The organism is Allokutzneria sp. NRRL B-24872 (genome assembly GCF_002155965.1).
Classification (GTDB): domain Bacteria; phylum Actinomycetota; class Actinomycetes; order Mycobacteriales; family Pseudonocardiaceae; genus Allokutzneria.
In genome coordinates this window covers 15398-38369 of the sequence record NZ_MUMH01000102.1, presented here as the reverse complement: position 1 = coordinate 38369, position 22972 = coordinate 15398, and the positions used below count along the sequence as shown (strand labels likewise).

The window sequence follows — 22972 nt, the reverse complement described above, 5'->3', positions numbered from 1 at the left end:
CCGGAAACGTGACGCATCAGATCACGGCGTTATAACCGCTGCTCAAGCGATCCAGAGGATCATCGAGTCGCCCTTTTCGGCCGCCGCCGAAAAGAACGCCGGGAGCGGCTTGAACCAATGGCCGACCCACTCCAGCGCGTCCTCCTCGTCCCACGTGAGCGGGTAGACGTCCGCCTCCGTCAGGTCGTTCGGGTCCGTGCTCTCGAGCAGTTCGTCGAAGTCGAGCACCGCCAACGCCTCCGCCGCCGACTCGACCTGGTCCGCGCTGAGGTAGCGGGGCGGGCCGTAGCCCCAGTCCTCCTCCTCGGCGATCTCGCCCTCGCCGTGCACGACGTCCACGTGGAACTCCGCGCGGCCGAGGAGGAAGGCGATCGCGTGCCACGCCTTGTGCGTGGTCAGGTAGCGGGCCTGCTCCGGCGGGAGATCGGCGTCCGCCAGTTCGTCGAGCACGTCCTGGGTGTCGTCGTGGAAGCCGTTCGGGTCCTCGAGCGCCCGCTCCAGCTCCTCCTGCGTGACCCGGAGGTAATTGCCGTCCATTCCCACGGCGAGAAGGCTACAAGCCGTAGGCTGGTTTGTGGCACAACCGCACAAGGTGGGGGCGGAGCATGACTGGTGACTGGCTCAGCGTCTCGACGCCCTACCTGAGGCCACACGGTGATCCGTGGGCCGACGAGGCCGCTCGGCACGGTGCTGTGGGCAAGCAACGCCTCGTCGATGTCGTTGAGCTGTCCGCGGACTCCGATATCGCTGCGGCGCTTGAGATTCCGTCCGGTTCACCAGTGGTGGTCCGCCGCCGCGTCATGCTCTTGGACGAGCGTCCCGTTGAGCTGACGGATTCCTTCTACCCGGCCTCGCTGGCTCGTGGCACTGGCTTGGCCGAGCGGCGCAGGATTAGCGGCGGCGCGGTGACCCTGCTCGCCGAGCTGGGATATCGCGTCGAGCAGGTGATCGAGGACGTCTCCGCGCACAACCCGACAGACGAGGAACGTGAGCGGCTCGATCTGCATGGCGGGCCCGTGCTCCAGTTGGTTCGCCGTTCGCTGTGCGCGGGAAAGGCATTCGAGGTGAGCGTCATGCGAATGACCGCGGTGGGACGCCGCCTTCGCTATCAGTTGTCCGTCTGAGGAGGAGTTCGTGGTCAAGCGAGGAGACGGTCGGCCTCGGCACCACCAGATCGCTGCCGAGCTGCGTGCTCAGATCATGTCGGGTGATCTCGCGCCCGGACAACAACTCCCGATCACGCAGGAGCTGGCTTCGCGCTTCGACGTCGCTGGGACGACGATCCAGCAGGCGCTGACGGCTCTCAAGGAAGAGGGCTTTCTCGTTGGTCACCGGGGCAAGGGTGTCTTCGTGCGCGAACGCGAGCCGCTCGTCGTCGATGTCGGCGCGTACTTCTCCCCGTCACCACACGGCTATTCCTACGGCGCGCCCGACGTTGAGGAGCTTCGCCCGCCTGCCAACGTTGTTGAGGCGCTTGACCTGGAGCCCTCGGATACCGCGTTCGTGCGTCGTCGGGTGTTGTTTCACGACGGCGAACCGGTTGAGCTGTCGCGGTCGTACTACCCGGCTGATCTTGCTCGGGGAACCGCGCTGGCGAGTGCTCGCAAGATCAAAGGTGGTGCGCCACGAGTGCTGGAGGAACTGGGCCTGCCGCAGCGCGAGTTCGTCGACGAGGTGTCGGTGCGCGTGCCGACCAGCGAGGAAATGATCGAACTTGACCTTCCGGCGGGTGTTCCGGTGGTCTGCCAGTTCCGCGTTGTCCACGCCGAGAACCAGCGACCGGTCGAGGTGTCAGTGCTGGTGAAGGGCAGTCACCTCTGCCTGCTGCGCTACCGGCAGCAGATCCTCTGATGTCCGCCGCCCGGGTGACAGTTTAAGGGATATAGCCTTAAACGGGTAAGCTTGCGTCGGACGAGAGGGGACGTGCGATGAGCTTCAACCTGTGGTGCGCGCCTGGGCCTGCCTCGGGACCCGTGGTGAGGCGGAAGCCGGGGACCGGGCAGTACGCGTTGTTCCTCTACCTCGATCCGGGGAACATCTCGCTGTCCTCGCCGCCCTTTCCGGGAGGTGGAGCGGCGTTCGCCAGATTCTGCCGGGAGTTGGCCCGCGAAGCCGCCAGGCTGGCGGGTCTCGTAGACCCTCCAGAGGGCAAGCATTCGCTTGTCCTACCCCGTTAGTCCCAGTGGTTGAAGACGACGTCGCCGATGGTGCTCGCCTTCCAGGTGCGGAGTTCGCGGTGTTCGGCCTTGGTTAGGCGGCTCGTGTCCACAGTGGACAGCGGGCGGTCGAGGTCCGAAGTGGACAGGACGCGGAACGGCTCGTGTGCCGCGAGGGCGGTGACGAGTTCGGGGGCTTCGCGGAACGGCGGGCGGAACTCGTGCGGGCGCGGTGGCTCGGCGATGGCGAGGAGCGGGTGGAACGCGTTCGCGAGCACGGCCACGGTGTCGTCGCGGTAGGCGATGAGGGCGACGTGGTAGCTCATCGCGATCCGGGCCTCGGTGAAGTCGGCGACCTGGCCGCCCGTGTTCCGCGCGGCGTCGTGGCAGGCGGCCCGGAGCGCCTTGAGGTCGGTGCGTGGCGCCGGTTCGAAGCCGGTGAGCCCGCTGAGCAGCTCGTACACCCTGTGAACGATAGCGTTTCTGGTTCGCGGCGACCCCGTGAGCTGGGCTGACCGGCCTCAGGGGAAACCCGGAACTGTGCACAGAAGTCTGTGCACAAGTTTCTGTGCACGCTAGCCTCACCTCGTGACCACACCGCCGCAGCCGGAGGACATGGCCGATCCGGCCATGCTGAAGGCGCTCGTGCACCCGCTCCGAAGGCGCATCCTGGCCGAGCTCCGGCGCGGTCCGGCCTCGGCGACCACGCTCGCGGCGGCGTTGGAGCGCAACACCGGCGTGACGAGCTACCACCTGCGCGAGCTGGAGCGGCACGGGTTCGTCGAGGAGGACCCGGCGCTCGGCAAGGGAAAGGAGCGGTGGTGGCGCAGGCGCGCGCGGAACCTGCGGGTGCCGCCGGCGCGGGAGCTGAGCCCGGAAGCGCTGAAGCTGCTCGGTGATCTCAGGAACACCGAGATCGCCGAAGACCTCGCCTCGTGGCACCGCTACGACCAGGAGGAGCGGTTCGGCGACTCGGAGTGGGCGGACACCGTCGCGTTCACGCGGGGCACGTTGGGGCTCACGCGAGCCGAGTTCACGCAGTTCTTCGACGAGTACAAGGCGCTCCTGAAGCGCTACTGGCGCGCGCAGGAAGACATGCCGCCCGAAGCCAGGGCGGTACTCGTGCGCTTCATCGCCTTTCCCGATCCTGACGGGAAGTGAAGGACCCGTGCCGCCGAGCGGCCACTCGGCGGCACGGACGGAAGAAACGCACAACGCGCCCGATGGGCGTGCCTTATCGAGTACGCAACTCCCCGAGAAGGAGAACATCCGTGTTAGCCAGACGCAAACTCGCGGCGATCTCGGTCGCGCTGGGGCTCGTCGCCACGAGCGGCGCGGTGGCGATCGCCGACCAGCCCCAGGGGCGCGGCCTCTCGGCCACCATTCGCTACACCGAGTTCGGCATTCCGCACATCGTCGCGAACTCCCACCGCGACCTCGGCTTCGGCCAGGGCTATGCGGCGGCGACCGACAACGTGTGCGCGCTCGCCGACACCATGCTCACGACCTCGGCGACCCGCTCGAAGTACTTGGGTGGGGAGACCGCGCCGAAGGGCATCCTCGCGCAGACTCCGACGAACCTCGCGAGCGATCTGTACTACCAGGGGATCAATGACTCCGGCATCGTCGAACGCCTTGTGGCACAACAGGGAAAGCTCGGCCCGGCGCCGGAGGTCCGCGACGCGGTGGCCGGCTACGCGGCGGGCGTGACTCAGTTCCTCCGCGAGAACCGGATCACCGATCCGGGGTGCAAGGGCGCGGCCTGGCTCCGGCCGATGACCGAGCTCGACGTGTACCGGCACATGTACGCCTCGGGAATGGCGTTCGGGCAAGGCGCCGCTGCGGCGGGCATTGTGAACGCATCGGCTCCGGCGTCCACTGTGGACCTCGACCTCGGCAGCAATGCGATCGCCTTCGGCAGCTCGGCGACCGCGACCGGCAAGGGGATCTCGCTCGCCAATCCACACCTTCCTTGGCATGCGCCGGATCTTCGGTTGTGGCAGTCGCACCTGACGATTCCCGGGAAGCTGAACGCCAGCGGTGCGGCAATCGTGGGTCTGCCCCTGTTGTGGCTCGGTCACACGGCGTCGATGGCGTGGGGCGGCACGGCGGCTGACACCACCAGGACGTTCACGCTGTTCGAGCTGAAGCTCGTTCCGGGGTCGCCGACGAAGTACTTGGTGGACGGCACACCCGAAGCCATGACGCGACGGGACATCACGGTCACCGTCGCGAAACCCGGTGGTGGCACGGAAAAGGTGACCAAGCCGCAGTGGTGGACGCGCTACGGCCCGATCGTCCAGAAGGTCGGCGAGCAGGCCCTGCCGTGGACCGCGGAGACCGCGTTCGCTTTCGCCGACGCCAACGCGCAGAACATCCGGATGGGGAACTCGACGCTGCGGCTGATGCAGGCCCGTACTTCCGACGAGGCCATGCGCGGTCTCAAGGAAACCCAAGGGCTGGCGTGGATGAACGTCTTCGCGACCGATTCGCGTGGGGACGCGTCGTATCGGCAACTGCACGTCGTGCCGAACGTGACCGACGCCCGAGCTGCTGAGTGCAATACCGAACTGGGCAAGCGTTCCTACGCAGACCGTGGAATCGCCGTGTTCGACGGTTCGCGTTCGAACTGCGGTTGGGGGCAGGACCGCGATGCCGTGCAGCCCGGCACTTTCGGCCCGGACAGCCTTCCCGTACTGAGCCGCCCTGACTACGTCGAGAACTCCAACGACAGCTACTGGCTGACCAATCCGCACCAGCCGATCACCGGCTTCTCTCGGATTTTCGGCACTGCGAACGCCTCGCGGAGTCCGCGCACTCGAAGCGCTTTGACCGCCATTGAGGAGCAGCTGGCGAAGGGCAAGTTCACCAGGGAAGCGGTGCAGGACTTGATGTTCGCCAACCGCAACCACCTCGCGGAGCTTGCGGTCGACGACCTCGTCCGGCTGTGCCGCACAATGCCCGCCGACGTGAAGGAAGCGTGCGACACGCTGTCCACTTGGGACAAGAAGCACGACGTCGGGAGCCGCGGCGCGCTCCTTTTCGACCGCTTCTGGGCGAAGTTGCGCACTGCGGTGCCCAGCGCTTCGCAGTGGAAGGTGCCGTTCGACGCGGCCAATCCCGTTGCCACGCCCAACACGTTGAACACCGATCAGCCCGGCGTTGCGAAGGCGCTGACCGACGCCGTCGCCGAACTTCGTGCCGCGAAGATCCCGATCAATGCTCCTTGGGGTGACTACAGCTACGTGGTCCGCAACGGTGAGCGCATTCCGATCGGTGGCGCGGCGGGCAACTTGGGCGTGTTCAACGCGGTTTCCGGCCCGTGGGACCCGGCCAAGGGCTATTCCGAGATGCAGCACGGTGCCACGTACCTGCACGCCTTGTCGTTCAACAACAGCGCCTGCCCGGACAGTTCGACGTTGATGGCGTACTCGCAGTCGATGAACCCCGCTTCACCGCACTACAGCGACCAGACCAAGCTGTATTCGCGCAAGCAGTGGGTAACCGAGCGGTTCTGCGAGAAGGACATCATGGCGTCGCCCGGCCTTCGCGTGGTCGAAGTGCGCCAGCGCTGAGTCGACGTGGCCCCCGTTGAGGGGGCGGGGGCCACGCCCGAACTGGAGGTCGTTGTGAGGCGTTCGTACGTGGTGACCGGTGGCGGCCGAGGTGTCGGGCACGCGATCGTCGAACGGCTCCTCGGTGACGGTCATTCCGTTGTCGTGCTTGACCTTTCTCCTTCTGCGCTGACGCATCCGCAAGTCGCCTTCGTCGTTGGCAGTGCTGCTGACGAGTCCGTCGCGGAGCAAGCTGCCGATCGCGCTCAGGACATGGGTCGCTTCTCCGGTTGGGTCAACAACGCCGCCGTGTTCCGCGATGCCGCGTTGCACTCCGCGCCTGTTCGCGAAGTGCTCGACCTGATCGCGCTCAACTTCGAGCCCGCCGTTGTCGGTTCCGCAGTCGCGATTCGCCGCTGGCTCGACGATTCTGTTTCGGGCGCCCTGGTGAACGTGTCGTCGCATCAGGCTCAACGTCCTGTGCGTGGCGCTTTTCCTTATGCCACAGCCAAATCCGCAGTTGAAGGATTGACTCGGGCTCTGGCCGTTGAGTACGGGCCTCGCGGCATCCGCGCCAACGCAGTTTCGCTCGGCTCCATCGCGACCGCGCGGTACACCGCATTTTTGGCTGAGCAGACGCCATCCGCCGCCGCATCCGTCGAAGCCGACATGGCGCGCTTGCATGCCCTGGGACGCGTCGGCCAACCCGACGAGGTGGCCGCCGCCGTCGCGTACTTGCTCTCCGATTCGGCCAGTTTCGTCAACGGCTCCGTGCTGCCCGTCGACGGCGGCCGCTCCGTGCTCGGCCACGACCCCGAAGAGGCTTAGCTCGCGTGGACGTCCCATTCCTTGGGGAAGACCCGCAGTTTTCGCAGTGGGGACAAGAGGATCGGTAGCGGGATCAGCACCGAGACGAGAGCGGCGACCCACAGCACGCCGTGCGCGCCCAGACTCTCGCCGAGCGCGCCGCCGACGAGGCTCCCGACCGGAATGATTCCCCACGTGATGAACCGGTTCGACGCCGCGACCCGACTGAGCATGTCTTTCGGCGTCGTGCGCTGACGCAACGCGCCCGAACAGATGTTGAAGAGCACGACGGCGAAGCTCCGCACAAACAGCGACGCGCCAACGAGAACCACGGCGAGTCCACCCGTATTGCCGCCGAACGCGAGCAGGAGGAACGCGGGGGAGAACAGGAGCGCGGACGCCGTGACCACCCGCGCGGAGCCGACCTTTTCGCTGATGCGGTTGGCGAAAGCCGCGCCGAGAAGACCGCCGATCGCGCCCGCTGAGAGGAACACGCCGAGCGCGGTGGTGCCGAGCGCGAGATCGCGCAGGACGTAGATGGCCAGCACCGCGCTCTCCGCACCCATGACCGCGTTGAGTACGAACGTGCTCGCGGTGATCGACCTGATGACCGGCTGTTTCCTGATGAGGCTCAGCCCGGCGACGATGTCCGGCCAGAGCTTCTGTTTGTCCTTCGGCGGATTGACCGTCTCCACCATCGCGATCCGAGACAGGAAGAGCGTTGAGACCACAAAGGACAGTGCGGTGAACAGGAGGATCACCGGTGTCGCCACGATCCTGACCAAGTGCGCCGCGATCGCCGGGCCACCGATCTGGGCGACCGAGTTGGTTGCCTGCAAACGGGAACTCGCGGCCGTGAGTCGTTCCGAGCCGACCAGCGGGAGCAGGTATCCGGCGTAGCTCGTGTCGAACAGCACCGAGGTGAGCCCGACGACCGTTGCTGATGCGAGAAGCACGCCGAAGGACAGGCACCCGGCGAAGTGGGCGATGGGAATGAGCAACAGAGCCAGCGCGCGCATCAGGTTCGCCGCCTGCATGACCGGTCGCTTGCGCATGCGGTCCAGGTAGGCGCCCGCCGGAAGGCTGATCAGCAGAAAGGCGATCGTGTGGCTCGCGTCGAGCAGCCCGACCTGAAACGGCGTCGCGCCGAGCGAGACGACCGCCAGAACCGGAATCGCGAAGTCCGCGAGCTGCGCCCCGGTCTGGCTCACCGCGTCAGCGGCCCACAGGCGCCGGAAGTCCCGGTGTCCTTTCAGTGACGTGCCTGGCTCATTGTCAGCGCTCTGCGTGTGTGGCACGGACATGGAAAGTAAGCCTACCTCTGGGAAGACCGAGCAATGAGCCCACCGTGGGCTTTTTTCCGATCAGATGTGGTGTGTACGAAACAGTCATCTTGTCTGTTGTCGCGGCAATTATGTGACCGAGCATTCGAGGTGCCAGGGCCTTTGCGGGGCAAGAGTTCATTCCCTGGCCGAAGGGGGCGTAGAAGCTCTCCCGTGTAGGCGTGTCCCAGCGCTGAGGGAAGAGGGTCTTTGCGTCATGCCACTCGTTCTCGCTGCGCTGTCCGGTTGCCGTGGAAAGGATGACGGTGGTTCCGGCTAGAATCTTCAGTTCGCCGAGCGTGTGATCCAGGCGCGCTCGGCGACCTAGTCGCCAGGCTGTCGGGAACAGGCGCTGTGTCTCCTTGAGCAAGTGGTCCGCCCCGCGCCGGGGCAGCGTGTTCCCCCGCGCACCCAGAACGAGCGCCCACTCGAGCGCGATTCCGGTGAAGCCGGTGACGGAGAGGACGAGGCGAAGAGAGAGCTCCGCGACCTCGGTGAAATTGAGCTCGGGGCGCCCGGAGAGAGCGATGTCGAAGACGTTCCTCGGTGGGTTTTGCGGGCGGTACTCGAACTCCAGCCAGTCAGCCAAGCGTGCGATCAGCCTGGTGAACACGCTTGTGACCGGGACTAGTCGGCTACCTCGGAGGTCATGCTCGATGATGATCCTGGAAAGATACTCCTCGACGACCTCGGCGGCGGTGCTCAAGCGGAGCCCGAGTTCCTCGGCGAAAATCGTGGCGATCAGCCGAACGCCCAGCCCTGGAACTCGGTGCGATGTCCCAAGGAGCTTCGGGAGAACCCTCCTCGGGCAATGCTCTCTCGCTGTGAGTACGCGAATGAGGGCGCCGGACATCTGTCGGCGTAGTTGTGGGCTCAGCGGGGAGTGAGCGGAAGTTCTAAAGAAGGCGGATTGATCCTCGTAGTTCTGCTCCCTGTCGTGGAGAACGGCGAGGACGAGAGCGGGGTCGAGTAGAACAACTTCCTTTTCGTTGAGCCACGTCCACTTCTTGCCAGCTGTCGCCAAGGCATCCCACTCGACGATGTACGACCAGAGTGAAGGGTGCCGAGAAAGCAAGTTTCCTCCCCGAAGAAAATGTCAAGAGGTGGGGCGCCCACCGATGTTGGCGCCCCACCTCGCTGGATCAGGTTCCCCCGTACTGGGTGGAATAGGCGCGCAGCGCGACAAGCTTCTCGCCGCGAATCCACGACATGAATCTTCCGATCGTTGTCATGTGAATCCCTCCCTGGTTCAACTGACAGGGAGAAGGTTAGGCGAGATTTCTCGATTGCGAAAGCGAATGCCGGGTGCTGGCTTCTTTATCACGCTTTCGTGGTGACTTGGCATGTTCTTGAGAAGGGCGGGTGAACTTGTGTTATGTGCGTGAACGCTGAAACGCCGAGGGCCGGGCGACCGTGTGGTCACCCGGCCCTCGGCCTTCGTGCTGACGCGTCACACGTCGAAGTAGAGCTCGAACTCGTAGGGGTGCGGGCGGAGGCGGATCGGGTCGATCTCCTGCTCGCGCTTGAGCGCGATCCAGGTCTCGATCACGTCCTCGGTGAAGACGCCGCCCTCCAACAGGAACTCGTGGTCCTTCTCCAGGTTGTCCAGGGCCGCCTCCAGCGAGGTGGGCACCTGCTGGACGTCCTTGGCCTCCTCGGGGGGAAGCTCGTAGAGGTCCTTGTCGATCGGCGCGGGCGGCTCGATCTTGTTCTTGATGCCGTCGAGACCGGCCATCAGCATGGCGGCGAAGGCGAGGTACGGGTTGCCCGAGGAGTCGGGGCAGCGGAACTCGACGCGCTTGGCCTTGGGGTTGTTGCCGGTGATCGGGATGCGCACGCACGCGGAGCGGTTGCGCTGCGAGTACACCAGGCTGACGGGGGCCTCGTAGCCGGGCACCAGGCGGTGGTAGGAGTTCACCGTCGGGTTGGTGAAGGCGAGCAGGCTCGGGGCGTGGTGCAGGATGCCGCCGATGTAGTGCCGCGCGGTGTCGGACAGGCCGGCGTAGCCGGACTCGTCGTAGAACAGCGGCGCGCCGTCTTTCCACAGCGACTGGTGGCAGTGCATGCCGGAGCCGTTGTCACCGAAGAGCGGCTTGGGCATGAAGGTCGCGGTCTTGCCAGCGGCCCAAGCGGTGTTCTTCACGATGTACTTGAACAGCTGCAGGTCGTCCGCGGCGTGCAGCAGCGTGTTGAACCTGTAGTTGATCTCGGTCTGACCGGCGGTGCCGACCTCGTGGTGCGCGCGCTCGACCTCGAAGCCGGAGTCGGCGAGCTTCAGCGAGATCTGGTCGCGCAGGTCGGCGTAGTGGTCGGTCGGGGAGACGGGGAAGTAGCCGCCCTTGTACCGGACCTTGTAGCCCTTGTTACCGCCCTCCTCCTCGCGCCCGGTGTTCCACCAGCCCGACTCGGAGTCGATCTCGTGGAACGACGAGTTCTGGGTGTTGGAGAAGCGGATCGAGTCGAACAGGTAGAACTCGGCCTCGGGCGCGAAGTACGCGATGTCGGCGACGCCGGACTCCGCGATGAACTGCTCGGCCTTGCGGGCGATGTTGCGCGGGTCGCGGCTGTAGGGCTCGCGGGTCAGCGGGTCGTGCACGAAGAAGTTGACGATCAGCGTCTTCTCGGCGCGGAACGGGTCCAGGCGGGCGGTCGCCAGGTCGGGCAGCAGCAGCATGTCGGACTCGTGGATCTGCTGGAAGCCACGGACCGACGAGCCGTCGAAGGCCATGCCTTCCGCGATCGCGTCCGCGGTGAACGCCTTGGCGGGCACGTTGAAGTGCTGCATGATGCCCGGCAAGTCGCTGAACCGGACGTCGACGAACTTCACGTCCTCTTCGGAAATGAAGCGCAGGACCTCGTCGGGATTGGTGAACACCCTCGTTGGCTCCTTCACGCACGTGAGCTTGTCCGTCAGCCACGGGATTGCCGCTGACACGACCCTGACGCTAGGACCGCGGTGTTGCTCGACCGCTACCCCAGTGTTTCCTCAGTGTTAACGGCACCCCGGACCGGTGCCTTGACCCACCTGGTCGGGGGTGCGCGTCCACCCGGTCTTACCCTTGACAGCGTGAGCACCGAACCGGAGTCCGTCACCCACCCCGGAGCGCGGTTCGGCTTCCCCGCGCACGGCCCCGGCTCGCTGTCGGGCTTCGGCCGCAGGGTCCTCGCGCTGGTCGTGGACTGGCTGCCCGCCGCGGCGGTCGGCTACTTCCTCACCACGAACCCCTCGCTGTCGGCGATCGTGATCTTCGCGGCGGTGACGGTCATCTCGCACTCGCTGTTCGGCAGGACGCTGGGCTACGCGGTCGCGGGGCTGCGCCTGGTGAAGATCGACGGGCTCCGCCCCGACCCGGGCCGCGTGCTGGTGCGGACCCTGCTGCTGTGCCTGGTGGTTCCCGCCGTCGTCAGCGACGACGACGGGCGCGGGCTGCACGACAAGGTCGTCAGCACCGCCGTTCTCACCACCCGCTAGCCGCCGGGGCGCTGGGCGATCACCCGCATTCCCGAGCCGTCCATCCGGATCAGGGACGGGACCAGCGGGTCCGGCTCGTAACCGGACTCGACCACCATCTCCCGCATGCTCTCCGCCCAGCGCGAGTCGGCACGGGCGGCGAAGAACTTGTCCGGGCAGGGCAGCGCGATCAGGACGTCCTGCGACTTGAGCGTCGTCGTCAGGAAGCCGCGCAGGGACGGGGCGGCCACGGCGGAGGCGGCGAGCCCGGCGCGTTCCAGGCTGATGACCTTGTCGGGGTCGGGGTCGGGGTCCTCGGAGACGCGGACTCCGACGGCGTCCATCAGGTTGTGGACGGCCTCGCCCGCCAAGGCGTCGAAGTCGCGGCCGCCGAGCATCGCGCGCGTGATGTGCCGCATCCTGATGCGCTTCTCCGGCGTCCACCACACCTCGGCGAGGGTGGCGCTCAGCGCGCCGGGGATCACCGAGAAGGACGGCATGTCCAGCAACGGCACGTGGCGGGAAGTGCTGCGCAGGACGGGAAGCAGAACCGTCTCCGGGGTGGACTCCACCACCGGGGCGGGCGCCGTGTTCCTCAGTTCGGCCTTGCGTTGCTTGCCGAGGAGCATCGCGGCACGGACCTTGTCCCGGATCTCTTCCTCGTTCAGCGGGCTAGCGTTCGTCACCGGCGGAACGTATAGCGGCGCCCGTGCCCCGCTGAAACGGTTTAAACACTGCTGATCAGCGAAAACGCCAGGAAACAGTGGGTGAACCCTGTGAAAGCTCGCACCCGGAAAGAGGGACAGCGACCGCGTCAGCGGCGGCGCATTGCGCGCTGGACGTTGCGCATCTTCGCGCCCTGCGGCAGCGGGCCCTTCGGCATGGCGGCACCGCGCGCGGCCAGCGCCGAGAGCCGGGTCTCGATCACGTCGACCTGCGCCTTGGTGATGTTGCGGGGCAGCTTGGTCATGTGCCGCTGGAGGTCCTTGAGCTTGACCTGCTCGTCCTCGTTGCCGACGATCAGGTCGTAGATCGGGGTCTGGCCGATCACCCTGGCGATGCGCTTCTTCTCCTGGCCCAGCAACGGCTTCACCCGGTGCGGAGCGCCCTCGCCGACGAGCACGACACCGCAGCGGCCGACGACGCGGTGCACGGCGTCGAGCTGGGTGGTGCCCGCGACGGCCTTGGTGACCCGCCAGTTGCCACGCATGTTGTCCAGCGCCCACGCGGCCGCGCCGGGCTGGCCGTCGGCCTTGGTGAAGACGTTGCGCTGCACGCGGCGGCCGAAGATGACCACGGCGGCGAGCACGCCGAAGGCGATGCCGGGCGCGAGGAAGATCCAGTGCATGCCCCAGATCAGGCCGAGGGCGAAGATGCCGCCCGCCACCACCAGGAAGGCGCCGACCATCCACGGGATCAGGCCGCGGTCCTCGCGGCGCTGCATCTTGAACGCCTCGAAGATCTGCTTGCGACGCTCACGGGACGCCTTGCGGCGTGCGAGCTTCGCTTCCTTGGCGGCTGCCTTGTCCAGCTTGGGGGCCATGCCCCCAGGATACGGCCGCTCCCGAGGGGAGTTGCGCCGGGCTGACGAGTTCCTGGCGTGAGCCTCCGGAAGCCGGGAACATGAAAGCTGGAACACGACACTGTCCGATGCGCCAACTCAAGCATCGTTAGGGGTCCGCGATGGCACGACGCAAAGGCAACGGCGGGTGGAGCGGGGCCGCTTCCTCGAACAACGGCAGCGGAGGCGGCTGCAACTCCTCCGGAGCGGACGGGGGCGGCGGTAGCGACGGCGGTGGGGGAGGCGGTGACGGCGGAGGCGGTGGTGGCGGCGGCAACTTCACGCTGCTGCCCAGGCCGTCCGCGCTGCTGATGGCGGCTTCGCGCATGGTCGGCGACGGTGCCGTGTCGAGGCGGTTCGCCCTCGGCGCGCTGCGCGGCTACCAGGCGTTGCTCTCGCGGTTCACGATCGCGTGCCCGCAGCCGGTCTCGTGCAGCGCCTTCGCGGTCGACGCGGTGCACCGGCACGGCGGGCGCAGCGGACTGCGCCTGGCCGCCGCGCGCGTCACCGCCTGCGGATAGCGAAAGGGGCCGCACCAGCGGGTGCGGCCCCTTCCTCCGGGACGAGTACTACTGGCGGGCGAGGACGGCGCTGGCCTCCTGGGCCGCGGTGCCCTGCTCGCTCAGGTGGCGCAGGTTCTCCGGGACCTCCTCGCCGCGGTGCTTGACGGCCTGGGTGAACAGGCGCCCGGCGCGGTAGGAGGAGCGCACGAGCGGCCCGGCCATCACACCCGCGAAGCCGATCTCCTCGGCCTTCTTCGAGTGGTCCACGAACTCCTGCGGCTTCACCCAGCGCGACACCGGGTGGTGCCTCGGGCTGGGCCGCAGGTACTGGGTGATGGTGATGATGTCGCAGCCCGCCTCGTGCAGGTCGTGCAGCGCGGCCGTGACCTCCTCCGGCTCCTCGCCCATGCCCAGGATCAGGTTGGACTTGGTGACCAGTCCGGCCTCGCGGGCCCTGGTGATCACTTCGAGGGAGCGCTCGTAGCGGAAGGCGGGGCGGATGCGCTTGAAGATGCGCGGCACCGTCTCCAGGTTGTGCGCCAGCACCTCCGGGCGCGAGCCGAAGACCTCGGCCAGCTGCTCGGGGTCGGCGTTGAAGTCCGGGATCAGCAGCTCGACGCCGGTCCCGGGGTTCAGCTCGTGGATCTGGCGAACGGTCTCCGCGTAGAGCCAGGCGCCGCCGTCCTCGAGGTCGTCGCGGGCCACCCCGGTCACCGTCGAGTAGCGCAGGCCCATGGCCTGGACGGACTCGGCGACCCGGCGGGGCTCGTCGCGGTCGAGCGCGGCGGGCTTGCCCGTGTCGATCTGGCAGAAGTCGCAGCGGCGGGTGCACTGCTCACCACCGATGAGGAAGGTGGCCTCGCGGTCTTCCCAGCACTCGTAGATGTTGGGGCAGCCGGCCTCCTCGCACACCGTGTGCAGGCCCTCGCGTTTGACCAGGCTCTTGAGCTCGGAGTACTCCGGGCCCATCTTCGCCTTCGTCTTGATCCACGAGGGCTTTCTCTCGATGGGAGTCTCGCTGTTGCGAACTTCCAGCCGCAGCAGCTTGCGGCCCTCAGGAACCACGGTCACGTGCCCAGCCTACGCCCGTTCGTCCGGAAATCAGGAGGGGTCGGGTGTGACTCCGGTCAGCTCGGCCGTCACCACCCACAACCTGCGGGCCAGCACCTCGTCGCGGGCGGCCGTCGAGGTGCGCGCGCGGGCGGGGGAGCCGAACAGCTCGAACGCCCCGCCCGGCCCGAAGTACTCGCCGCCGCGCACGTCGGGCATGGTCGCCGCGTACAGCTGCGGCAGGGCGCCGACGGCGGTCTCCTGCGAGATCACCCGGTTGACCAGCTCCGAGCCGAACTGGACGACCTTGCTGCCGCGCGTGCGGGCCATGTTGGTGGACAGCTCGCTCTTGGTGAAGCCGGGGTGCGCCGCGACGCTGAGCACCGTCGAACCCGCCTTCGTCAGCCTGCGGTCGAGGTCGAAGGCGAACAGCAGGTTGGCGAGCTTGGCCTGGCCGTAGCCGGTGATCGGGTCGTAGCGGCGGCGCTCGAAGTTGAGGTCCTCCACGCGCAGCCCGCCCCTGCGGTGCGCCAGCGAGGACACCGTGACGACGCGCTCGGTGATCGCGGGCATCAACAGCCAGGTCAGGGCCGCGTGCCCGAGGTGGTTGGTGCCGATCTGGGACTCGAAGCCGTCCGCGGTCCTGCGCAGCGGCGGGCCCATCACGCCCGCGTTGTTCATCAGCACGTGCAGCTGGTCGCCGGTCAGCTCGCGGATCGCCTCGCTGGCCTTGCGCACGGAGGAGAGGTCGGCGAGGTCGAGCTGGAGGAGTTCGGGGCGCTCACCGGTCGCCACCTCGCTGACCTGGGCGAGCGCCGAGGTCCCTCGTTCAGGGGAGCGGCAGGCGAGCAGCACCCGCGCGCCCCGCGCCGCCAACGCGGTCGCGCTGGCCAGACCCAGGCCCGAGTTCGCCCCGGTGACCAGGATCGTTCTGCCCGACTGGTCGGGGATCTCAGCGGCGGTCCACTTCGACATGTCTCATGCCTACCTGTGAGTAGCCAGTCCGGCCAGTGCGGATTGTCAGGGGTCAGGCACTCAGCGCGAGCTTGCGGAGCAGTCCGCTGAGCGGGGAGCGGCGCGCGACGGGCTTCGGCGCGCTGCGGACGAGACTGAGGAAGGCCGAGCCGATCCGCTCGATGTCCTCGGTCGAATCGCCCGCGTCGGCCAGCCCGGCGGCGAGCGCGAGCACGCGGTGCTCCCGCGCGAGCGAGGCGGCCGGGGCGGGGTTGGCGTCGAGGACCCGGCGCAGCGCGGGCTCGGTCTCGGCGGTGCGGTGCCACGCGGCGGTGACGGCCTCGACGAGGTCGCCGCCGGTGCGCTCGGCCTCCAGCAGCGCGAGGTCCACGCGCGAGGTCAGCAGCAGCGTCCAGCGGTAGTGCAGCGCGGCGGGCACGTCGTCGACCTCGGTGACCATCGGCAGCCGGGTGTCCGGGCGGGCGCAGGCGGTGGTCACTGCCGCGTCCAGCGCGTCGCGGCGACGGTAGAAGTCGTCCCAGCTCATGGCCTGCCTCCCAGTCGTGATCGCGGTCATACTCCCGGTTTGCGCCATACCGTCGGTATGGCCGACACGGTCACCATACCATCGGTACGTACTCTCGGTATGTCGTAGTGTTGTGAGCATGGCGACAGCGCGGCCGCGACGGGTGGACTACTCGGAATCTACGAGGAAAGCCCTGGTGAACGGGGCCGTGGTGCTGTTCACCGAGCGCGGCTACGCGGGCACCTCCCTCGATGAGGTGTGCAAGCGGGCGCGGGTCACCAAGGGCGCGCTCTACCACCACTTCAGCGGCAAGCAGGGCCTGTTCGAGGCCGCGTTCGACGCGGTGGAGCAGGACATGCTCGGACGGCTCGCGGAGATCGTCGCGCAGCCCGGCGACGTGTGGCAGACCTCGCTGGAGGGCCTGCGCGCCTACCTCCAGGTCTGCCTCGAACCGGCCTACCAGCGGATCGTGCTGCACGAGGGCCCGGTGGTGATGGGCTACGAGGCGTGGAAGCAGGCCGAGGAGCGCTTCAGCTTCGGCCTGGTGCGCACCGCGGTCAGCGGGCTGATCGACTCCGGGCTGATCGGCGAGGTGCCGGAGGAGCCGATGGCCCGGCTGCTCTTCGGCGCGCTCGCGGGCGGCGCGACCATGATCGTCGCGGCCGAGGACCAGAAGAAGGCCAGCGAGGAGATCGGCCGCTGCATCGAGAGCGTGGTGACCGGGCTGCGCGCGCTCAAGGAGACCGGGTGGACGGACTGCTCCGTTGGTGCTGGCGGCGGGTCCACCACTGGGCAGTGAGTGGCGTGCGCCACTAGGTTCGGTGTCCGTGGACTTCCGGATCTTCACCGAGCCCCAGCAAGGGGCCACCTACGACGACCTGTTGCGCGTGGCTCGCTGTGCGGAGGACGCGGGGTACGACGCGTTCTTCCGCTCCGACCACTACCTGAAGATGGGCGGGGTCACGGGGCTGCCCGGACCGACCGACGCGTGGATCACGCTGGCCGGGCTGGCGCGGGAGACCTCGCGCATCCGGCTCGGCACCCTGATGACGGCGGGCACCTTCCGCCACCCCGGGCCGCTGGCGATCTCCGTCGCGCAGGTCGACCACATGTCCGGCGGGCGCGTGGAGTTCGGCATCGGCTCCGGCTGGTACGCCGAGGAGCACACCGCCTACGGCATCCCGTTCCCCGACGTGCGCGAGCGCTTCGACCGCTACGCCGAACAGCTCGCGGTGATCACCGGGCTGTGGCAGGCCCCGGAGGGCGAGACCTTCTCCTACGCGGGCGAGCACTACCAGCTCACCGACTCGCCCGCACTGCCCAAACCCGCGCAGCGCCCGCACCCGCCCGTGCTGATCGGCGGGCTCGGGGCCAAGCGCACGCCGAAGCTGGCCGCGCGCTACGCCGACGAGTTCAACGTGCCCTTCGTCGACATGGACACCGCCGTCGCGCAGTTCGAGCGCGTCGCGGCGGCCTGCGCGGAGAAGGGCCGCGACCCGCGCTCGGTGGTCCGCTCGGCCGCGCTCGTCGGCTGCGTCGCCAAGGACGGGGCGAGGCTCGCCGAGCGCGCGGCGGCGATCGGCCGCGAGGTCGAGGAGCTGCGGCGCAACGGCCTCGCCGGATCGCCCGCCGAGGTCGTCGACCGGCTCGGGCAGTGGAAGGACAAGACCGGGATCACCCGCGTCTACTTCCAGATGATGGACCTCGATGACCTGGACCAGATCGAGCTGATCGCCACCGAGGTCTTCCCGCAGTTCTAGGTCAGGAGACTCTGGGTCATGAAGCCCAGCAGGCCGACCAGTGTCGCGGCGGAGAGGAGCAGGCTCCGCCGCGACGCGATCAGCCAGACCTCGAAGAGCACGACCGCGCCGACCGCGAGCACCGTCGCGGCCGGCTTGCCCGTGTCCTTGGCCAGGAACGGCAACAGCAGCACGGCCAGCGCGCACAGCACGTACCCCGTCTTGGCCAGCAGGCGCGTGCGCGGCGTCTCGACCATCCAGCTGCCCAGCGTGACGCGCGGGTCGGCGTTGCCGTCGGCGTAGAGCGGGTACGCGGGCTGGAGGTAGGGAACCTTGCCCGCCAACGACTCCGCGCCCCAGTGCACGCGACGCCCGGCCATGCGCATCGTGCCGTCCCACCGCAGCTTGCTGTTGCGCCCGCCGTCCACGTCCAGCTCGGCCTCGGGCAGGTCGATGCCGTCGGGCAGCGGGAACTCCGCGTCGTGGCTGAAGACGATGCGCTCGCCGGGCAGGTCGCCGAAGTTGTCCTCCACCGCCTCGCGGCTCTTCGCGGGCCAGCGCTGGTGCGCGTTCAGCCACGCGAAGCTCGGATCGACCGGGACCCAGCCCGTGCCCGCCACGTGGAACTCCGCCCACGCGTGCGCCTGGAGCCGCCCGTTCGCCCAGGTGCCGAAGACCGTGCGAGCCGGAATGCCCAGCGAGCGGCACCACGCGACGAAGAGGAACGCGAACGCGCCGCAGTCCCCGGTCTTGTCCCACAGCATCGCCTCGGCGCCGAAGTCACCGGTCGGCCAGCGGTAGCTGTAGCGGTCGCTGACCAGCTCGTGGAAGAACGCCCGCGCGATCTCCTCCGGGTCGGCGCGGTCCTCGGCGAGCCGCAGCGCCTCCGCACGGATGGGCTCCGACAGCGGGACGAGCGCGGTCGACGCTGTGTACCTGGTGCGCTCCTCCTCGGTCAGTTCGGGCGTCGCGCGCGCCGGATCTGCTTGGTGCACATGGACTTCCGCGCGCATGCTTGCCCGGCTGCCGGGTGGGACGGTCACCAGCCACGCGTCGCCGGTGCTGCCGTGCGGAGCGGGCTCCACGGTGCACGACGCGACGGTTTGCCTTGGCGTGTCGGGCAAACGCGCGAGCACCAGCGTCATCGGTGACTCGCTGTGGTTGTGGATGGACCAGGTCAGGCGGCGCATATCCGAGCTCTCCATGGTTCCGCGCGGGTCAGTGCAGCTGGCCAGCGATGTCGGACGCGGCGGCCAGCACGATCAGGACGGGGACCGTGGCCTGTGGGCGGAGCCGGTAGCTGCCGCGCCCATCCTGCTCCACGATCCTGGCGCCGGTGAGCGCCTTCAAGTGGTGGTAGAGCTGACCGGTCGAGCCGAGCCCCGCAGCCGCCTGCAACGCCGCCGCGGGCTGGGGGCCTGCCGAGGCGAGCAGCCGGACCACCGCGACGCGCACCGGATTGCCCAGCGCCGCGATGACCTCGGTGCGCGGGCCGTCGGGCAGACCGAGCAGCGGCTCCGGCTGGACGCGGATCTTCCAGGCCAGCTCGTGGTGCAGCGTCACCGCGCCCTCGTAGGCCAGCACCCCGCCGCCGTCCTCCCGAGCGGGCTCCGGCGTCGCCGCGCGCCCCTCCAGCGCGGCGACCCGGAGCTCCAGCTCGGCGACCCGGGCGGCCAGGTCGCCGTCGCCCGGCGTTGTCTCGGTCATCCCCCGAGAATGCCTGGTCGCGTCCCGAGCGCTTCGGCCACCCTCCGCTGCCACGCCGGGTCGAAGGCCGCGTTGAGCACGAGGTCGATCAGCGGGCGCTGCTGGGAGAACTCCGCCAGCGTGAGTCCTCGGAACAGGATCGCGCCCGAGCTGACCGTGCCATCGGTGCGCCGGGCGCCGAAACCGAAGGTCAGGATGCCGCCGGAGAGCGATCCGCCCTTGAAGCCCAGCGCTTCGAAACCGGGCCGGGGGTTCGGGCCGAACGAGCGCTCCAGGTGGGTCCTCGCCAGCGGCGCGGCCGGGGCGGGGCGGTAGTTCCCGGTGGCCAGCGCGCGGTGCAGCTTCGCCAGGTCCCGCGCCGGAGCGGCCCAGCTGCGGTCCGCCCACGGCGCGAGCCCTTCGAAGCCCGGCATCTTCGGGTAGAGCTCGGTGATGACCCACTCGCGGTACTTCGGGTCGCCTGCGTAGCGCCGCGCGAGCTTGCTGCCGGTCTCCTTGCGGGCCTCGGGGTCCATGCTCGCCCCCGCGAGCGGGGCTTCGGGCGGGCCGGAGTCCTTGCCGTGCAAGGCGATCAGCATCTCGCCGCTGATCATGCGGATGTCCGCGCGCGCCCAGCCCGCCACGGCGGCGGCGCGGCGCAGCTCCGGCTCGCCGAGCAGCACCGCCAGGTAGTCGGTCGCGGCGTTGTCGCTGAAGGTGATCATCGCGAGCGCGAGGTCGTCGAGGCTGACCACGCGCTGCGGGTCGGCGGCGTAGAGGCCGCTCGGGTCCAGTGGGATCTTCAGGTGCTTCAGCGCGGCGGGATGCGCTCCGCCGTCCATGTTCGGTAGGTAGTAGGACTCCCAGTCCGCGATCCGCACGCAGCGCTTCGGGTCCTGGCGTCGCTCCGCGACGGCGGTGGCGTAGGCGGCCAGGTGCACGACCTTCATCGCCGACGCCAGCGGCTGCGCTGCGTCCTGGCGGTGCCGGACCACGCCGCCCTTGCCGTCGTCGAGGTGCGCGCCGACCTTGGTCCTGTTGCCGCGCAACCACTCCAGCCAGGCTTCCGGCGTTGCGGGCGCTCCCGGTGCCGCCTGCGCGAGGTCGGGCAGGACGAGCGCCGTGGGCACGGCCAGTGCCGCCGCGCCGAGCAGGTGTCTTCTGCTGAGCATGCCGAACTCCCCCTCTACTGTTCCGTAATTCCGGAATAGTAGAGAGGGAGTGTCTCAGCGTCTAGTTCTGCAGCGCGAAGGTGATGCCGGGAGCGGTCGGCTCGGTGCGGCCGATGTTGAGCTCGCTGACCTGGATCTCGCCTTCCAGGGCGGCCAGCACGGCGCGCTCGGCCAGCGGCAGCGCCTCGGCGACGGTGACCTGGCGGCCGACCTCCTCCGACAGCGAGGTCACGCCGACGCCGGTCAGGCCGCACGGCACGATCCGGTCGAAGGCCTTGGTGTCGGGCTCGCAGTTGAGCGAGAAGCCGTGCATGGTGACGCCGCGCTGCACCCGGATGCCGATCGCGGCGATCTTGCGCTCTTGACGGGTGGCGTCCCCGGCCAGCCAGACGCCGCTGCGCCCCTCGACGCGGCCGACGTCGAGGCCGAAGGACTCGCGGCACACCACGATGAGCGCCTGCTCCAGCCGCCGCACGTAGTTCACGACGTCGACGGGGTCGGTCAGCCGGATCAGCGGGTAGCCGACCAGCTGCCCCGGCCCGTGCCAGGTGATCTTGCCGCCGCGGTCCACCTCGACGACCGGGGTGCCGTCGTCCGGGCGGTCCTCCGGCTGCGTGCGCTTGCCCGCCGTGTAGACGGAGTGGTGCTCCAGCAGCAGCAGCTGGTCCGGACCCTCGTCGTTGGCGCGCGCCTCGGCGAGTTCGCGTTGCAGGTCCCACGCCTCGACGTAGTCGATCAACCCGAGGTGGCGGACCTCGACGGGAGCGCTCGTGGCGCGGCAGGAGATGTCAGGACGACTCACTCCTCGACAGTACTCCCTTGCCAGGAGGCCAAACGGCCGCTGAGACGAGCAACCCGACGCCCAGCGCGCCCATGAACGCGCCGATCACGTCGGTCAGGTAGTGCACGCCGAGCATCACCCGGCACGAGGCCGCCAGCAGCACCACGAACGCCAGTGCTCCGGGCAGCCACCGCGCCAGTTCGCGGCCGCTCCACACGATCAACACCACGACCGTGACTGCGACGGCGGTGACGGCGGTGACGTGTCCGCTGGGGAAGCTCTCGCCCGGGAAGACGCGTGGCCGGGTGCGCGTGAACACGGCCTTGAGCTGCACGACCGCCCACGACAGCCCGAGCACGAGCGCCGCGCGCACGACCACTCCGGCGCGGGCGCGGTCGCCGACCCCCGTGTAGTAGCCGAAGCCGAAGACGAGCGTGACCATCAACGTCAACGCGAGCGCGGGGCCGAAGACGTCGGTGACCGGCTTGATGATCCGGCCGAGCAGCTCGTCGTGCTCACCGCGGAACGCCTCGACGAACCAGACGTCGATGCTGGGCGGGTGCGTGTCGACCAGGCTGCCCAGGACGACGCAGGCGGCGAAGAGCACTCCGCCGACCGTCGCGAGCAGGGGCCGGGACGGAGCCGTCAACGGTCCACCGCTGCGTCGAGGGCCGCGTCGAGCGTCGGGTGCTGGAACTCGTAGCCCGCGCGCTCCAGCGCCGAGGGCACGGCGCGCTGGCCGATCAACGCGCCCTCGTCGGCGAAACCGCCCAGCGCCAGGCGCAGCGCGAACCCGGGCACCACCCACGGCGCGGGCCGACCGAGCGCCTTGCCGAACGCGGCGGTGAACTCCGCGTTGGTCACCGGGAGCGGCCCCGTGAGGTTCACCGGCCCGCTGACCGACTCGTTCTCCAGCACGAAGCGGATCGCGCCGACCTCGTCGTCCAGCGAGATCCACGGCATGTACTGCTGACCGCTGCCCAGCCGACCGCCGAGCATCATCGAGAACAGCGGCTTCAGCTGGCCGAGCAGTCCGCCGGAGGGCGAGAGCACCAGGCCCGTGCGCACCATCGCCACCCGTGCGCCGCCGATCTGCGCGCGCTCCGCCGTGTGCTCCCACTGCTCGCACAGATCGGCGAGGAAGCCCTCACCGGCGGTCGCGGTCTCGTCGACCACGCGGGAGCCGGTGTCGCCGTAGAAGCCCACCGCCGAGCCGTTCACCAGCACCGGCACCTTGCGCTCAGCAACGGCCTCGGCCAGCAGGCGGGTCGGCTCGACACGACTGCTGAGCAGCGCCTTCTTGCGCTCCTCGGTCCACCGCCGCTCGCCGATGCCTGCCCCGCAGAGGTTCACGACCGCGTCCACGCCGTCCAGTGCGCCCTCGTCCAGCTTGCCCGCGTAGGGGTCCCACCCCCGCTCGTCAGGGGCGGTGGGCTTGCGGCGAACCAGGCGCAGCACCTCGTGCCCGGCCTGCCGCAGCACCGGGATCAGGGCCGAGCCGATCAGGCCGGACGAACCGGCGATCACAACGCGCATACCCCGATGTTCCCCAACAACCCACCACCTTGCACACCTCGACCCCACAAGATCGAATGTCCGGCTCGGCACCCGCCACGGCGAGCCCGGCGGCCCAGCCGTCCTACCACGGTTGCCTGGGAATTGTGTGAACGGCGTTTATGACGTGAAGCATTTTCCCCTCCCTGGTGTCGG

General features: G+C 68.7%; 25 protein-coding genes. 9 read left to right on the top strand and 16 right to left on the bottom strand.

The window, feature by feature from the left end; all coding sequences use genetic code 11:
* Window positions 1-42 precede the first annotated feature (42 nt).
* The gene (locus CCN37_RS25040; RefSeq protein WP_086825304.1) at window positions 43-537 is read right to left on the bottom strand and encodes a YfbM family protein; all 495 of its coding nucleotides are present in this window, start codon (window positions 535-537) and stop codon (window positions 43-45) included.
* A gap of 68 nt (window positions 538-605) precedes the next feature.
* Between CCN37_RS25040 and CCN37_RS25035 the strand changes: the two genes are divergently transcribed.
* Window positions 606-1124, top strand: a complete 519-nt coding sequence (locus tag CCN37_RS25035; protein WP_086825302.1) for a UTRA domain-containing protein — start codon at window positions 606-608, stop codon at window positions 1122-1124.
* 10 nt (window positions 1125-1134) lie between these two features.
* On the top strand, window positions 1135-1851 hold the full coding sequence (locus tag CCN37_RS25030; RefSeq protein ID WP_086825300.1) for a GntR family transcriptional regulator: 717 nt from the start codon (window positions 1135-1137) through the stop codon (window positions 1849-1851).
* Between the two features lie 322 nt (window positions 1852-2173).
* Here the strand turns inward: CCN37_RS25030 and CCN37_RS25025 are convergent, their stop codons facing one another.
* On the bottom strand, window positions 2174-2620 hold the full coding sequence (locus tag CCN37_RS25025; protein ID WP_086825298.1) for a hypothetical protein: 447 nt from the start codon (window positions 2618-2620) through the stop codon (window positions 2174-2176).
* Between the two features lie 124 nt (window positions 2621-2744).
* On the opposite strand from CCN37_RS25025, the gene CCN37_RS25020 reads away from it, so the two are divergent.
* The 3 genes from CCN37_RS25020 to CCN37_RS25010 all read left to right on the top strand — a co-directional run bounded on the left by CCN37_RS25020 (window position 2745) and on the right by CCN37_RS25010 (window position 6538).
* Entirely contained in the window at window positions 2745-3317 is a 573-nt protein-coding gene (locus tag CCN37_RS25020) for a helix-turn-helix domain-containing protein (RefSeq protein ID WP_086825297.1), read from the top strand.
* Window positions 3318-3427: 110 nt separating this feature from the next.
* A complete protein-coding gene (locus tag CCN37_RS25015; protein ID WP_086825295.1) occupies window positions 3428-5731 on the top strand; it encodes a penicillin acylase family protein in 2304 nt (767 codons plus the stop codon).
* A 6-nt stretch (window positions 5732-5737) separates the two neighbouring features.
* Window positions 5738-6538, top strand: a complete 801-nt coding sequence (locus tag CCN37_RS25010) for an SDR family NAD(P)-dependent oxidoreductase (protein ID WP_246843283.1) — start codon at window positions 5738-5740, stop codon at window positions 6536-6538.
* Here CCN37_RS25010 and CCN37_RS25005 read toward each other — a convergent pair.
* From CCN37_RS25005 to glnA, 3 genes are all read right to left on the bottom strand, one after another.
* Entirely contained in the window at window positions 6535-7821 is a 1287-nt protein-coding gene (locus CCN37_RS25005; RefSeq protein WP_086825291.1) for an MFS transporter, read from the bottom strand. The two genes, CCN37_RS25010 and CCN37_RS25005, sit on opposite strands and share 4 nt — an antisense overlap.
* Window positions 7793-8914: a cytochrome P450 gene (locus CCN37_RS25000; RefSeq protein WP_143261790.1), complete on the bottom strand. Its 1122-nt coding sequence runs from the start codon at window positions 8912-8914 to the stop codon at window positions 7793-7795. The genes CCN37_RS25005 and CCN37_RS25000 overlap by 29 nt, the downstream gene beginning before the upstream one ends.
* Window positions 8915-9289: 375 nt before the next feature.
* Window positions 9290-10714 carry a type I glutamate--ammonia ligase gene (glnA, locus tag CCN37_RS24995; protein WP_086825287.1) on the bottom strand — a complete coding sequence of 475 codons (1425 nt, stop codon included), beginning with the start codon at window positions 10712-10714 and terminating at the stop codon, window positions 9290-9292.
* 192 nt (window positions 10715-10906) lie between these two features.
* Here glnA and CCN37_RS24990 point away from each other — a divergent pair, with 192 nt between their 5' ends.
* Window positions 10907-11311 (top strand): RDD family protein, encoded by a 405-nt coding sequence (locus tag CCN37_RS24990; protein ID WP_086825285.1) that lies wholly within the window; start codon window positions 10907-10909, stop codon window positions 11309-11311.
* Here CCN37_RS24990 and CCN37_RS24985 read toward each other — a convergent pair.
* Window positions 11308-11976: a hypothetical protein gene (locus tag CCN37_RS24985; RefSeq protein ID WP_086825283.1), complete on the bottom strand. Its 669-nt coding sequence runs from the start codon at window positions 11974-11976 to the stop codon at window positions 11308-11310. The genes CCN37_RS24990 and CCN37_RS24985 overlap by 4 nt on opposite strands.
* 128 nt (window positions 11977-12104) lie before the next feature.
* A complete protein-coding gene (locus CCN37_RS24980; protein WP_086825281.1) occupies window positions 12105-12833 on the bottom strand; it encodes a DUF4191 domain-containing protein in 729 nt (242 codons plus the stop codon).
* Window positions 12834-12973: 140 nt separating this feature from the next.
* On the opposite strand from CCN37_RS24980, the gene yidD reads away from it, so the two are divergent.
* Complete coding sequence (yidD, locus tag CCN37_RS40115) at window positions 12974-13372, top strand: membrane protein insertion efficiency factor YidD (protein ID WP_168200846.1); 399 nt, start codon at window positions 12974-12976, stop codon at window positions 13370-13372.
* 48 nt (window positions 13373-13420) lie between these two features.
* Here the strand turns inward: yidD and lipA are convergent, their stop codons facing one another.
* Genes lipA through CCN37_RS24955 form a run of 3 tightly spaced genes read right to left on the bottom strand, consistent with a single transcriptional unit; the run spans window position 13421 to window position 15905 of the window.
* The gene (gene lipA, locus CCN37_RS24965; RefSeq protein ID WP_086825275.1) at window positions 13421-14425 is read right to left on the bottom strand and encodes a lipoyl synthase; all 1005 of its coding nucleotides are present in this window, start codon (window positions 14423-14425) and stop codon (window positions 13421-13423) included.
* Between the two features lie 30 nt (window positions 14426-14455).
* Window positions 14456-15379, bottom strand: a complete 924-nt coding sequence (locus CCN37_RS24960; RefSeq protein ID WP_086825273.1) for an oxidoreductase — start codon at window positions 15377-15379, stop codon at window positions 14456-14458.
* 52 nt (window positions 15380-15431) lie between these two features.
* A complete protein-coding gene (locus CCN37_RS24955; protein ID WP_086825271.1) occupies window positions 15432-15905 on the bottom strand; it encodes a hypothetical protein in 474 nt (157 codons plus the stop codon).
* 118 nt (window positions 15906-16023) lie between these two features.
* Here CCN37_RS24955 and CCN37_RS24950 point away from each other — a divergent pair, with 118 nt between their 5' ends.
* Both CCN37_RS24950 and CCN37_RS24945 read left to right on the top strand, forming a co-directional pair.
* Complete coding sequence (locus CCN37_RS24950; protein ID WP_086825269.1) at window positions 16024-16683, top strand: TetR/AcrR family transcriptional regulator; 660 nt, start codon at window positions 16024-16026, stop codon at window positions 16681-16683.
* A 28-nt stretch (window positions 16684-16711) separates the two neighbouring features.
* Window positions 16712-17644 carry an LLM class F420-dependent oxidoreductase gene (locus CCN37_RS24945; RefSeq protein WP_086825325.1) on the top strand — a complete coding sequence of 311 codons (933 nt, stop codon included), beginning with the start codon at window positions 16712-16714 and terminating at the stop codon, window positions 17642-17644.
* Here CCN37_RS24945 and CCN37_RS24940 read toward each other — a convergent pair.
* From CCN37_RS24940 to CCN37_RS24915, 6 genes are all read right to left on the bottom strand, one after another.
* Window positions 17641-18828, bottom strand: coding sequence for a transglutaminase family protein (locus tag CCN37_RS24940; RefSeq protein WP_086825267.1), 1188 nt, complete (start codon window positions 18826-18828; stop codon window positions 17641-17643). The two genes, CCN37_RS24945 and CCN37_RS24940, sit on opposite strands and share 4 nt — an antisense overlap.
* A 13-nt stretch (window positions 18829-18841) precedes the next feature.
* Complete coding sequence (locus tag CCN37_RS24935) at window positions 18842-19330, bottom strand: helix-turn-helix domain-containing protein (protein WP_086825265.1); 489 nt, start codon at window positions 19328-19330, stop codon at window positions 18842-18844.
* Window positions 19327-20481 carry a serine hydrolase gene (locus tag CCN37_RS24930; RefSeq protein ID WP_086825264.1) on the bottom strand — a complete coding sequence of 385 codons (1155 nt, stop codon included), beginning with the start codon at window positions 20479-20481 and terminating at the stop codon, window positions 19327-19329. Before CCN37_RS24930 ends, CCN37_RS24935 begins: the two co-directional genes overlap by 4 nt.
* Window positions 20482-20542: 61 nt before the next feature.
* Window positions 20543-21283, bottom strand: a complete 741-nt coding sequence (gene lipB / locus CCN37_RS24925; RefSeq protein ID WP_086825262.1) for a lipoyl(octanoyl) transferase LipB — start codon at window positions 21281-21283, stop codon at window positions 20543-20545.
* Window positions 21270-21911 carry a phosphatase PAP2 family protein gene (locus tag CCN37_RS24920; protein ID WP_086825260.1) on the bottom strand — a complete coding sequence of 214 codons (642 nt, stop codon included), beginning with the start codon at window positions 21909-21911 and terminating at the stop codon, window positions 21270-21272. The genes lipB and CCN37_RS24920 overlap by 14 nt, the downstream gene beginning before the upstream one ends.
* A complete protein-coding gene (locus CCN37_RS24915; protein ID WP_086825258.1) occupies window positions 21908-22798 on the bottom strand; it encodes a TIGR01777 family oxidoreductase in 891 nt (296 codons plus the stop codon). Before CCN37_RS24915 ends, CCN37_RS24920 begins: the two co-directional genes overlap by 4 nt.
* Window positions 22799-22972 lie beyond the last annotated feature (174 nt).

Excerpts from the sequence above, each read along its gene's own strand:
- CCN37_RS24950 (WP_086825269.1), top strand. The coding sequence starts at position 16,024 with ATGGCGACAGCGCGGCCGCGACGGGTGGACTACTCGGAATCTACGAGG.
- CCN37_RS25035 (WP_086825302.1), top strand. The coding sequence starts at position 606 with ATGACTGGTGACTGGCTCAGCGTCTCGACGCCCTACCTGAGGCCACAC.
- CCN37_RS24935 (WP_086825265.1), bottom strand. The coding sequence starts at position 19,330 with ATGACCGAGACAACGCCGGGCGACGGCGACCTGGCCGCCCGGGTCGCC.
- CCN37_RS25040 (WP_086825304.1), bottom strand. The coding sequence starts at position 537 with ATGGACGGCAATTACCTCCGGGTCACGCAGGAGGAGCTGGAGCGGGCG.
- CCN37_RS24915 (WP_086825258.1), bottom strand. The coding sequence starts at position 22,798 with ATGCGCGTTGTGATCGCCGGTTCGTCCGGCCTGATCGGCTCGGCCCTG.
- CCN37_RS24930 (WP_086825264.1), bottom strand. The coding sequence starts at position 20,481 with ATGCTCAGCAGAAGACACCTGCTCGGCGCGGCGGCACTGGCCGTGCCC.
- CCN37_RS24940 (WP_086825267.1), bottom strand. The coding sequence starts at position 18,828 with ATGGAGAGCTCGGATATGCGCCGCCTGACCTGGTCCATCCACAACCAC.
- CCN37_RS24980 (WP_086825281.1), bottom strand. The coding sequence starts at position 12,833 with ATGGCCCCCAAGCTGGACAAGGCAGCCGCCAAGGAAGCGAAGCTCGCA.
- CCN37_RS24955 (WP_086825271.1), bottom strand. The coding sequence starts at position 15,905 with ATGAGCTGGGACGACTTCTACCGTCGCCGCGACGCGCTGGACGCGGCA.
- CCN37_RS24960 (WP_086825273.1), bottom strand. The coding sequence starts at position 15,379 with ATGTCGAAGTGGACCGCCGCTGAGATCCCCGACCAGTCGGGCAGAACG.
- CCN37_RS25005 (WP_086825291.1), bottom strand. The coding sequence starts at position 7,821 with ATGTCCGTGCCACACACGCAGAGCGCTGACAATGAGCCAGGCACGTCA.
- yidD (WP_168200846.1), top strand. The coding sequence starts at position 12,974 with ATGGCACGACGCAAAGGCAACGGCGGGTGGAGCGGGGCCGCTTCCTCG.